The following is an 11,123-nucleotide window of genomic DNA, read 5'->3' as shown; positions in this document are numbered from 1 at the left end:
CAGCGACAGTTTCCGCCAGGACCTACTGCTCTACGGGATCCTGCCGATTATTCCATCACGCAAAGGCCGAAGTGCGCCGCAGAAAACAGACTGGCGGCGCTACCAGGACCGTAACCGCATCGAGCGGATGTTCAGCCACCTCAAGCAGATGCGCCGCATCGCCACCCGATACGACAAGACCGTCCTGTCTTTCATGAGCTTTCTCAACCTCGCCGCCGCGAGGCTCTGGATTGGATCTTTTGTCAACACGGCCTAGCCACATCTGCGGATACCTTGGCGGAGAGTGTCCGGCGCGGCGAGATCACGCCGGAACAGGCCACTCGATCTTATGATGGGCAGGCTGCCAAGGTCGAAAAGCTGGCTCAGGCGCATGAAAAGGCTGTTCAGGCATATAACTCTGCCTCGGGTGCGATAACTGAAACCACCCAGAAAGCCAGTATGTCCAGCCAGCAGATGGGCATTCTGGCAGACGAAGCGCACAAGTTCTTCGATCAGGTCATGGCAGGCGGCTCCGCATTTCAGGCGGCCTTCTACCAGGTGCCGAACATGGTTCAGGTCATGGGCGGGTTTGGCAGTGCGATCGAGACCGTCACGGGCTTCCTGGTCGGACCGGCGGGTCTGGCTCTGGCGGGAGCGGCGGCCGCTGCGGCCGTCTATAAGGTCGGAGCCTCGGCCGAGGCCGAGCAGGAACAGCTGGCGACGCTGTCACAGCACCTGCGGACCACCCGCGACGATTACACGGCCATGGCGAGCGCGGCCGAGGTGGCGGCCCGTCAGCTCTCTGCCGGCAGTGGTCTGTCGCTCGATGACAGCCGCAGCGTCACCACGACCTTTGCGGCCGTGCCGACGATCGACAGCTCCAGCCTGACATCCCTGTCTCAGGAGGCGCGGGATCTCGCGGAAGTCATGGGCGAGACCGTGCCGGAAGCTGCCAAGGAAATGGCGGATGCCTATGCGGACCCTGCCAAGGCGGCGCAGGACTTTGCCGACAAGGGTCTTCTGGGCGTGCATCAGGGGCTGGTCACGCAGGTCAAGGATCTTCAGGACAGCGGCAACCGGATGCAGGCCTGGCAGCTGCTGATGCAGCAGCTCGGATCCGCGACGCAGGGTGCGACCGATCAGGGTCTGACGCCGTTCCAGCAGGCGTTGCGGAACCTGAAGGAGTCCTGGGACGGTCCGATCCAGGGGGCCAGACAGCTGACATCCGCTATCGGTGACGGGATCGTCTCGGCCGCCACGAAGGGAATCAATGCCCTGGCGTCCATGGGCTCCAGCCTGCAATCCGTCAAAAAATGGATGGACAGCTTCCAGCCGGAGCGTGTTGCCTATGAAACCCGGCAGCAGCAGGTCCAGCAGGGCAGCAGCTCGGGCGTGTCCGGCCTGATCGATACGGTCGGGCAGCAGATCGGCGCCACCTCGGATGTCATCTCTCTGGCGCACCGGATCCAGCCTGTCGAAAGTGCAACGGGGCAGTATGACCGCAATGGCGCGGTCGTGACATCCTCGGCCGGTGCGATCGGCGCCATGCAGGTCATGCCGTCCAATGCGGCTGGCAATGACCTGACGGATCCGACCGGCAATGTCACGGCGGCCGAACGTCTACTGGTCCGCCTGTATTCCAAATACAGCGGCAACGAGCAGCTTGTCGCCATGGCCTATAACTGGGGCGAAGGGAACGTCGACAAATACCTGCAAGGGCAGGCCGCGGTGCCGCAGTCCGTGCAGGACTATGCCCAGAAGGTCACGGGTGGCCAGACGTATGGTGCCACCACCATCGCCACGATGCAGGGCAAGGTCGATGACGCGACAAAGACGTCAGATGACTCGACAAACGCGAAGTATGCAGAACAGACCAACGCCATCAAACAGCTGACCTCTGCCCAGGAGGCGCTGGACACGCTCCATAAGGCGGGCGTGGTCACGGACGCGGACTATGCGACGAAAACGCAGGATCTGACTGAGCGTCTGATGGCGCATAAGGGCGTCCTGAATGATCTGCGGGATCCAATGCAGGAGCTGGCGCATCAGCAGCAGCAGGCAACGGATGCCGCCTGGGCTGGCACGGCCGCGCAGAAGGCCATGGTCCAGATCGACCAACGGACCGAAGAAGCGGCCCGTAAGCTGGGTTACGCTCATGCGACATCAGCACAGCTTCTGAAGGCGGAAGCCAACGAACAGCAGGTTCTGACGGGCCAGTTCAACAGCTCGATCGAAACCATGGACCGCAAGACAGCGGCCCAGAACACACTGCTGTCGTCCTATGATGCCAGCAAGGGCAGCCTGGACGACTATCTGCGATCGGTGGAAGCCTCGGACACGGTCCAGGCAACGTCGGTCGCCGGGACGCAGGAACAGGCTCGCCAGACGGCAGTCCTTACGGACGCGCTCAAGCGGCAGGCCGAGGCGCAGGCGGACATCACGACCGCTCGCAAGGAGTATAGCCAGAGCCTCGATCTCGACTACATCAAGGCTGAGACGGCGGCGATCGGACAGGATTCCGATGCCGTGTCGGTGCTGATGGCCGTCCTGAAGGAACGCAATGCACTTCTGGAGAACGGTGCGGATCTCACGTCCAAGGCTTCACAGGCCGATCTGGATAATGTCGCGGCGATCCAGACGGCCACGAACGCCTACCAGAAGCAGCAGGACACGCTGAATGAGCTGACCAGCGACATTTCGTCAGCGGCTGACACGCTGTCGAGCAGCTTCACGCAGGCCCTGGTCAACGCCTCGAATGGCGGGGTGAAGTTCAAGTCCGCCATGCAGGGTGTCGAAAGCCAGATCATTTCCCTGGTCGCCAAGCTGGCGCTGATCAATCCGCTACTGAGCGCGATCGATGGCAAGAGCCGGACGACACTGGGGGATGTCTCGTCCATTCTCTCGGGGGCATCCTCTTCGGGTGTCACCAGCGCGAATGCGATCAGCACCTATTCTGGAGGCTGGGGATGGAATCCGGTCAGCTCGGCCGGATCCTCGGTCAGTTCTGCAAGCGGTCTTGGTGGCTCTACGTCCTGGTCGTCTTCGGGGCTCAAGACCAACCTGTTCGGCACGGCCACGGTGGGCAACCTCCTCGGCGGCATCGGCGGAGGTTTCGGGATCGGCTCGGCGCTGTCCGGTATCGGCGGCGGGACCAAAACCAACGGGCTGATCGGCAGCGGTGTCGGTGCGGCAGCAGGTGCGGCGGCCGGATCGTTCATTCCGGTGATCGGCACCATGCTGGGCGGTCTGATCGGCGGTGGTCTGGGCGGTTTGATTGGTGGCCTCTTCGGGCACAAGAAAAACCCGTACACGATCGATCAGGTCATGACGACGGGAGGCTCGCTCTCGCTCGGCAAGACCTGGAATCAGGCACAGACCGACGAGATCACGGCGCAGCTCAAGTCTGACATCGCGTCCTTCAACAAGGTTCTGTCTGCTGAGGGAGTGAGCATTGGTGGCGGTGATGGCGGGCTGCTGGGGACGGTCCGGAGTGATCCAAACAACAAGGACAAGTCCCTTCAGTCCGTCTCGCTGACGGATCTGCTGAAACAGGCGACCTACAGCACGTCGGACGCCACGTTCCAGCAGGCTCTCCAGCAGGGGCTGCCGAGTGACGCGACCTCCGTGTCGGATTACACGACGGCGATCGAGAACCTGAAGACCATGGCGGACACGGTCGATCAGCTGGGCGTGGCGGTCTCGAAGTTCAATTCGGACGGCACGGTCACGGTCGGCAGCTTCACCCAGGCGACCGGGGATCTGAAAACGGCGCTGGATACCATGCTCGATGGCAAGACGCTGTCGACTTCGGATCTCCAGACCCAGATCTCCACCATCACCACCTTCGTCAACACCACCATGCCGGGGCTGCTCGATGCCACCGTCTCGGGCCAGCAGTCCTGGGTCGAGCAGATGGCGGCGCTGCAATCCACCTACGCGGCCGCTGCGTCGCAGGCGGACAGTTACGGGCTCGATGGATCCGCCATCAGCTCGAAGTTCAATGACCTGTATCAGGAGGGGTTCAATGACCAGCTGACCACGTTGCGGCAGAGTGATCTGTCCGTCCAGGCGCGATACCAGGCTGCCACGGGCGATGATGAAGGGGCGGCGCTGACGAATTTCGATGTCAGTGCCGATCAGCAGCGCCAGCAGCTGGCTGACAGCTGGAAGAGCTTCCTCGGGGATTCCTATGCGTCCCAGCAGGAATACATCAACCAGTCGGCCGACCTGGAAAAGACGCTCGCGGCCGAACGTCTTCAGATCCAGCAGCAGTACAATGACCAGGCGCTGCAAAGCGCTGAAAGCGTCATGTCCAGTCTGGAAAGCTATGGGGCGGGTCTGGCGACGTCGGATGCCTCTCCGCTGTCGGCTGCCGATCAGTACAAGGTCGCGAATGACAACTTCACGACCGATCTGACGGCAGCCCAGGGCGGGGATTATACGGCGCTCCAGGCGATGCAGGGCGACATGCAGACGCTGCTGTCGACCAGCAAGACCTATAACGGATCCGGGACGGCCTATGCCGATGACTATGCCCGCGTCATGCAGGCCTTGCAGAGTCTTGGCAGCGTCAGCACCGATGACCTGACAGCCTCCGTCATGAAAGAGGCACTGAAAACCTCAACCGACACGCTCAACACGACGCTGCAACAGCTGGTCGATCTGGCCGGCAAGCAGCTGAGTGAGGCGCGCATGACCAACCTGAAAACCACTACAGCAAAGGCGGCATGACATGGTGTTATTCCGGACGGTTGAGATCGACCTGGTCCTGCCGTCCGCAGTCAGGAGTGACAGCAGCCCGGCCCATGGGACGCGGCCGCATGGCGCCCTGACGCGGCAGGCGGCCAGTCTTGAAGCCGTAGAAACCCTCCGTTTCTCGGATCTGGGCTATGTGACGCCGGATCATGTTCCCTATCCCCCGATCGTCACTCAGGCTTTCGATCTGGACCGGGGGCTGTCTCTGTCGTCTTCGGCTCTCGGGGGATCGTCCAGCTATGGCGCGATCACCCTGATCAACGCGGACGGTGCGCTCGATGACGTCATCACCCAGAAGGTCAACGATCATCTGCCGATCAGGATCTTCGGGGGAGAAAAGCGCTGGGACGATGCCAGGGGGTTATGGATTGATCCGCCACCTTCTGCCCTGACGCCCATCTTTGGCGGTCTGGGCACGGTCTGGCAGCCGGACCGCAACGCGCTGTCCATTCCGCTGCTCGATGTCTCGTCCTGGCTGTCGGTCAATATGGACGTCAGGACCTATGGCGGCGGCGGAAAGCTGGATGGCGACAGCAATGTGGCCGGCCGAAACCAGCCTCGGGTCCGGGGGACGGTCTGCAATATCAGCCCCACCCTGATCGATGCCGCGAATTACGTCTATCAGGTCAGTGACGGGCCGGCCGCGATCACCGCGCTTTACGAGGGTGGTTTTGGCGGTGGGATCGGTTATGGCGGAGATGTGGCGGATCTGTATGCGGCCTCTCCGGCGCCCGGAACCTATACGGTCCAGCGCAGCCCGACCGGAACATGGCTGCGGCTGGGAACAAAGCCGGTTTACGGCATCACCGTCGATGCCTTCGGATCCTTCGCATCCGGGGCGGCGCCTCAGAACGTCCTCGATATCCTGCGGCAGATGCTCGTGGAGGATTTCGCGTTTCCGGCCGGTTATCTCGATCCATCCTGGTCGACCACGTCCGATCTTGCGCCCTGGGCGGGAGGATGGTTCTGGGACGGTTCGGAGACTGTCACCGGAGCGGACGTTGTCAACACGCTGCTGTCGGGGCTGGGGATTTCCCTGATCCCGACCCGAAGCGGGACGATGCGCCCGGTCGCGCTCGCACCGCCCGTCTACGGCACGCAGCCCGTCCTGGTCCTGACGCCTGACCAGATCACGGAGATCTCGTCCGTGGGCCTGGACAGTTCCCTTAATCCCCCGACATGGCGCTGGCGCATCGGCAGCCAGCATAATTTCACAATCCAGACTTCAGGATCCGGGCTGCATCCCCAGGCGCCCACGGACCGGCAGGCGCTGATTGCCATCTCGGACCGCAATTCGGTCTGGTTCAGCGCTGTCGTCAAGGCGCGGTGGCGGGTGCCGAACGATCCGTCACCTGTCACCACGGCCCTGCAAAGCGCCTATGACGCGCAGCTGATCGCTGAACGTCATGGGGATCTGTGGGGCAGTTTCCGTGAACTGTGGGCGGTCTCCGTTCCGGCAGCTCTCGCATGGCAGGTGGATCTGGGTGACTTCGTCTCGGTTCAGGCTCCGGTTCCAGGCCTGTCAGAAGCCACGATGGGCTGCGTTGTTGCCGAGCATATCCGGTCCTCGGACGCGACCGTCACACTCCAGATCCTGATCCTGGGGAATCCTCAGAACCCGGCCGACCAGACCAATGATTTTGGTGGCGACCTCGAAGACATGGTGCCCGCATGAAATTTCTGAATCCGATCATGACGGCCTGCGCGCTGCTGCTGGGCCTCTCTGCGGCGCAGGCACAGACGCCGTCAGCGCCCGCTCTCAATGCCGGTCCGAACTGGATTTCCTGGAACTCGTCGAAGAACCCGAATGACATCGTCAGGGCGCCGCAGGTCTCGGCCTGGTTCCCGACGAAAATCGACAGCAAGAACGGCAAGGCGGTCAATCTCCAGATTGCCGGCAGTCCTTCCATCCCGACCTGTCCGGTGGCGTCGTGTCCCACCACGACCGCAGCAGGCGGTCCGGTGGTGACGGCGTTTTCGTCCTACGGTTCCACAACGCTCGGGCCACAATGGGAATATCAGGGGTATTTCGGGCTCTACATGAATACGGGCCGGGGCTCGGCCACGGGTGGCATCGCAGCGCCTGGCGCGAAGATGGCGGCCTATTTCGGGGCGATGCAGGACGTCAACAGCGGTCCGGGCTGGGGGATCAACTGGAACGTCTCCCGCAATTTCCATCCGGCGACCGGATCGGGGACGCTGTTCGGGCAGCCCGGATCCGGGACCATGAATGATCCGGGAGCCATGGCGGCCAACATGTCCACGATCGGGGCGGAAGGTGATCTGAACAATGCCGATCTGGACTGCAATGGCCAGAGCGGCTGTTTCATCGTCAACATGTTCCTGAATACCACGTCGCGTTTCACCAGCCTGGCGGGGATTTTCTTCGGTGCGTCTTCAGGACAGACCGTGGCCTCCTATCACGACGCCATCTACATCGGCGGCAAAGCCAACGGCGGGACGGCCGATGTGGCAAGCGACAATGACATCTGGTCCCAGGGCGGCGGCGCCTATGGCTATCACGCTTCCGGCACGCATTCTGAAGCCGGTGTCTTTGTCGAAAGCGCCGGCAAGCATGACGTTCTGCTGACGGGGCCGTCCACCAGCTCCAACCTCAATATCATCAGCAGCGCATCGCCGGCCAAGATCGTCATCAACGGATCCTCGTCAGTAGGGGATGTGATCGTCAGCACCGCGACGAATGGCAATGTGTTTTCAGCCCAGGGGACGCACAGTACCGGCTCTGGCTATCAGGACCAGTCCACCGCCAGCAGTGGCGCCAACATGTCCGGGAAATACAGCTATGCAGCCTTTGTGGCTGAGAATGCCCAGACGAAACTGGCCTTTACGGCCGCGCCCGGTCAGGAGGTCTGTTTTGATCATTCCGATCGCTGCGTGACCTATGACGGCAGCAAGCTGGTTTACTCGATCGGCAGCAAGCGCGTGTTTTCCGTCGATGACCAGGGCAACATGACCCTGGCCGGCACGCTGTCACAGAACGGGATGCCCTGAGATGGAAAACTGTGGCTTTGGCTATCAGAACCGGGTCCTCGATGGCGTGCTGTCGGCGGATGCGCAGGCTGATCAGCTGCCTGTCGGCAACCTCGCCAGTCCCCAGGGCTCCGCAGCGGTCGCCTGGCGCGTGCCAGGGACCACGGGCACGCTCACCCTGACACTGCCCACGCCTGCGCCGCTGCGGGTCTTTTCGTTCCACCGGACCAACCTGACCGCCGCTGCGCAGGGAACCGTCACCGTCCGCAATGCCGGCACGATCGTCCATGAGTGGGCAGGGCTGCTCGGTGTGAGCAACGGGCAGGCGGTCTATATCGCTCCCCAGGCTGTCACAGGCGATACGGTGATGATCACCCTGAACGACGCGAGCAATCCGGACGGCTTCCTTTCCCTGCCGCTCGCCTATATCGGGCCGCTGTGGCAGCCGGTGCGCAATTTCTCGACGGACAGCACGGCCGGCTTTGCCAGTGGCGTGGATGAAGCCACGGCGCTGTCGGGAGCAGAGTATCCGCAGGCCCGCTGGATCCAGCGCAAGGCCTCGATCGCCCATCAGTCCTATGGCACGGCCGAGGTCCAGACCCTGCGGGAGATCTGCCGTCTGGGGACCATGGGGCGCAATATCCTGTTCGTGCCGGATCCGGCTTCGGATGTCCCCGCGCAGGACGCGCTGTTCGGCCGGCTGTCGGGCGGAGACCTGTCCAATCCGTTCGGGCCGGCCGACCGCCGTGCCCTGACCTTCACACTGACAGAGAGACTGTGACATGACGGCGCCGCAGCTTGCAGATTTTGTTCTGGAGACCGCCACCAATCCCGGCACGGCCGCTTTTACGCTGAATGGTGCTGCGACGGATCGCAGATCCTTTTCCGCAGCGTTTCCGAACGGGGGGCGGGTTTTCTATTTCGCGGATGATGGCACCCAGGCGGAATGGGGCATTGGCACCCTGACGGTCGGCACGCCTTCCACGCTCGCCCGGACCACGGTTCTGGGCAATAGTTATGGCACGGCAGCGCTGCTGAATTTCGTGGCGACGATCGAGGTCTATAACGAGATCCCGGCCGCCTGTCTCCCGATCCTTGATGACGACGGCAGCCTGACAATCAAAGGCGGGCTGGATGTAGGATCCGGCATTACGGCCGGTGGCGTGGCGGTTCCGACGAAAACGGATCTGTCGCAGTATATCTCCGGGGTCTGGGCGCTCGATCCGAACAGTTCCAGCGGCCGGCGGGGATATGGCCTGCTGTACGATACGGCGAAACTTCAGGCCTTCCTGTTCTATGGCAATGACAAGGGGACGAACCCGCCAGGGCAGAACATCATCGGTCTGACCAGCATCGACTGGTGCCGGGCCAATGTCGTCAATAACGGCGCCGCCTCGGGGCTGGAGCCCGTCAACAATCTGGTCCGGGATCTGTCGGACGGTTCGCTGATGGTCAACACACCCAGCCTGGTGGCGCTGCGGTTTGCCCAGGCCAGCTTCGGGACGCTTTCTGGCGGTTACTGGATCCGGGTGGGGAACATCCTCTTCCAGCAGTTTACCGTGAGCAATATCAACGGCAGTTCCGGGACCATCGCGTTTCCGAAAGGCTTCAGCGGTACGCCGTCGGTCAATCTTGGCACCACCAATGCTGGCAGCAATGGCAACTCCGTGATCGCCAATATCAATCGTGGCTCGGTCAATAATTCCGGTCTGAGCGTGTTTGTGGTCTGGCAGGCGGGCGGCACGTCGGATGTCGCCAGTGATACGGATCTGACGATTACGGCCATGGGGCCGGCATGACGGAGAACAGCATGTCCGAGACGTCTTCTGACGCCCTGGAAAACGAAGCATCCGGACCGGGCGTCGTGCCTCTGAGGAATCCGCCCTATGCTCCTTTCCCCAACGGTGTGCCAACCGAGGCCCTGCTGGCGACGGAGGCCACCCGTGCGACCTGGCCGGCACGGTATTATGCCTCCTATGACCGAACGGCGCCGCAGCCCACGCCTGTCACCGGATGGTGGGATGTCTGGGACATGTCCGATGTCAGCAACGTGCCGCCAGCGGCCGACATGGTGGCGCTGGCAGAAGCGCAATGGTCGGCCCGTCTGCCGTTCGGGGCCGGGGTGCAGGACGGGCAGGTCGTGGCCTATATTCCGCCCTCTGCTCCGCTGTCTGTCCAGGTACAGGCGCAAAACGAAATGAGCTGGATCCACCAGCAGGCCAGCCTTGCGGCCGCCATGGGCCAGAGTTTCACGCAGGCCATGCGTGACTATGTGACGACCGTGTCTGCTATCGCTGCGGGCACAGACACCACAACCGGGGCTCTGCCGGCGCGGCCGGGCGATATCATGGCCTGAGCCAGACCGCCGTTTCTGCCTCTTACCGCTTTCTCTGACAGCCGCCTTCGGGCGGCTTTTTTTATGGAAAACCGATGCCTGACACACAGACGGCCGCTTCGGCCGCAAGCCTCCCTGAAGCTCTCACGGCGGCAGAGCGGATCCGGGTCCTCGAAGACCGATGCCTGACGCTGGAAACCCAGCTCTCCAGTGTCGGGAACAGTCAGTCCGATCTCAAGGCGGAAATGCGACAGGAAATCGCTTCGCTGCGGAGCGAGATCGAGGCCCTGGCAAAGTCCATGGAAAGCAGCAACCGCCAGATCAATGGTAAGCTCGATCGCCTGTTCGGTGCGCGGGCCGTCGTGACGGCCGCCATCACATTGCTGACCTCGATCCTCGGATCCGGGGTTGTGCATCTGGCGGTCTCGATCGGGAAGTAAGCCAGCCACCAAGACTATGCTCGAGGTCACACAAACGCCTTGCAAGCAGCATGACAATCCTTGCTCACACAGGAACAAAATGTTTCAATAACTCTTGGACTGTGTCGAAATATGCCTTTCTAAGGTATCCCTATCACTACGGAAAAATAATAATGACTGTCGAGGACGTTTATCGGTCGGAAAATATTCTTGTAAAAAAGATCGGAGCGTTTTCAAAAGACAATTTAGTCATAAGTTTTGATAGTTATACCGATAGGCCTCACCTTGATAGGCCAGGTTTCGGAGAACATTTTTTTCAAAAAAATAGCATTGACTGCATCCATGTTCTTTCAAGAACCAATACTTGGTATCAATACCCAGAAATGGGTAACGTTATAGATGGAGGGATCGAAGAACTGTTTGTTGATGCGATTGTCTGATGATTTTAGTTTTTTGGCGCTTTGATTGAGGGTTTCGGGGGTGACTTTCGCTCTGCGTTTTGAGCAGATCGCGGTCCATCGCCAGTGGGAGGACTACGCGCTCGCGTTCAATCTTTCGAGGAAGAGGAAGCGGCGCATGTTGTAGACAATATTGGCAAGGCCGATCCTCATGGTGGCCCGGGTGATACCGACAGTTCGGACGAA

The 11,123-nt window shown here is 61.5% G+C and carries 9 protein-coding genes and 1 pseudogene; 9 read left to right on the top strand and 1 reads right to left on the bottom strand.

The genetic code is table 11. From position 1 onward, the window contains the following. From KP701_RS15540 to KP701_RS15500, 9 genes are all read left to right on the top strand, one after another. The coding region (locus KP701_RS15540) for a transposase (RefSeq protein ID WP_215747846.1) at positions 1-256 on the top strand (256 nt) is incomplete at its 5' end. 17 nt (positions 257-273) lie between these two features. Then, entirely contained in the window at positions 274-4,710 is a 4,437-nt protein-coding gene (locus KP701_RS15535; protein WP_215747845.1) for a phage tail length tape measure family protein, read from the top strand. A 1-nt stretch (position 4,711) separates the two neighbouring features. Then, on the top strand, positions 4,712-6,409 hold the full coding sequence (locus tag KP701_RS15530) for a hypothetical protein (RefSeq protein ID WP_215747844.1): 1,698 nt from the start codon (positions 4,712-4,714) through the stop codon (positions 6,407-6,409). Continuing rightward, the gene (locus KP701_RS15525; protein ID WP_215747843.1) at positions 6,406-7,746 is read left to right on the top strand and encodes a hypothetical protein; all 1,341 of its coding nucleotides are present in this window, start codon (positions 6,406-6,408) and stop codon (positions 7,744-7,746) included. The genes KP701_RS15530 and KP701_RS15525 overlap by 4 nt, the downstream gene beginning before the upstream one ends. Before the next feature lies 1 nt (position 7,747). Further along, positions 7,748-8,506: a hypothetical protein gene (locus tag KP701_RS15520; protein ID WP_215747842.1), complete on the top strand. Its 759-nt coding sequence runs from the start codon at positions 7,748-7,750 to the stop codon at positions 8,504-8,506. A 1-nt stretch (position 8,507) separates the two neighbouring features. After that, the gene (locus KP701_RS15515; protein ID WP_215747841.1) at positions 8,508-9,524 is read left to right on the top strand and encodes a hypothetical protein; all 1,017 of its coding nucleotides are present in this window, start codon (positions 8,508-8,510) and stop codon (positions 9,522-9,524) included. An 11-nt stretch (positions 9,525-9,535) separates the two neighbouring features. Next, positions 9,536-10,081 (top strand): hypothetical protein, encoded by a 546-nt coding sequence (locus KP701_RS15510; RefSeq protein ID WP_215747840.1) that lies wholly within the window; start codon positions 9,536-9,538, stop codon positions 10,079-10,081. A gap of 74 nt (positions 10,082-10,155) precedes the next feature. Then, positions 10,156-10,500, top strand: coding sequence for a hypothetical protein (locus tag KP701_RS15505; RefSeq protein ID WP_215747839.1), 345 nt, complete (start codon positions 10,156-10,158; stop codon positions 10,498-10,500). Between the two features lie 152 nt (positions 10,501-10,652). Continuing rightward, a complete protein-coding gene (locus KP701_RS15500; protein WP_215747838.1) occupies positions 10,653-10,919 on the top strand; it encodes a hypothetical protein in 267 nt (88 codons plus the stop codon). 93 nt (positions 10,920-11,012) lie between these two features. On the opposite strand, the pseudogene KP701_RS15495 reads toward KP701_RS15500, so the two are convergent. Continuing rightward, a pseudogene (locus tag KP701_RS15495) lies at positions 11,013-11,123 on the bottom strand (IS5/IS1182 family transposase); the annotation flags it as partial.

It is taken from the genome of Gluconobacter sp. P1C6_b (assembly GCF_018811945.1).
In the GTDB taxonomy this organism is placed as follows: domain Bacteria; phylum Pseudomonadota; class Alphaproteobacteria; order Acetobacterales; family Acetobacteraceae; genus Gluconobacter.
Note: the sequence above shows the minus strand (reverse complement) of the source record. Positions and strands in the feature narration are given on the sequence as shown.

Bases quoted from the DNA above. Each gene is read 5' to 3' on its own strand.
- KP701_RS15520 (WP_215747842.1), top strand. From the start codon at position 7,748: ATGGAAAACTGTGGCTTTGGCTATCAGAACCGGGTCCTCGATGGCGTG.
- KP701_RS15515 (WP_215747841.1), top strand. From the start codon at position 8,508: ATGACGGCGCCGCAGCTTGCAGATTTTGTTCTGGAGACCGCCACCAAT.
- KP701_RS15530 (WP_215747844.1), top strand. From the start codon at position 4,712: ATGGTGTTATTCCGGACGGTTGAGATCGACCTGGTCCTGCCGTCCGCA.
- KP701_RS15525 (WP_215747843.1), top strand. From the start codon at position 6,406: ATGAAATTTCTGAATCCGATCATGACGGCCTGCGCGCTGCTGCTGGGC.
- KP701_RS15505 (WP_215747839.1), top strand. From the start codon at position 10,156: ATGCCTGACACACAGACGGCCGCTTCGGCCGCAAGCCTCCCTGAAGCT.
- KP701_RS15500 (WP_215747838.1), top strand. From the start codon at position 10,653: ATGACTGTCGAGGACGTTTATCGGTCGGAAAATATTCTTGTAAAAAAG.
- KP701_RS15510 (WP_215747840.1), top strand. From the start codon at position 9,536: ATGTCCGAGACGTCTTCTGACGCCCTGGAAAACGAAGCATCCGGACCG.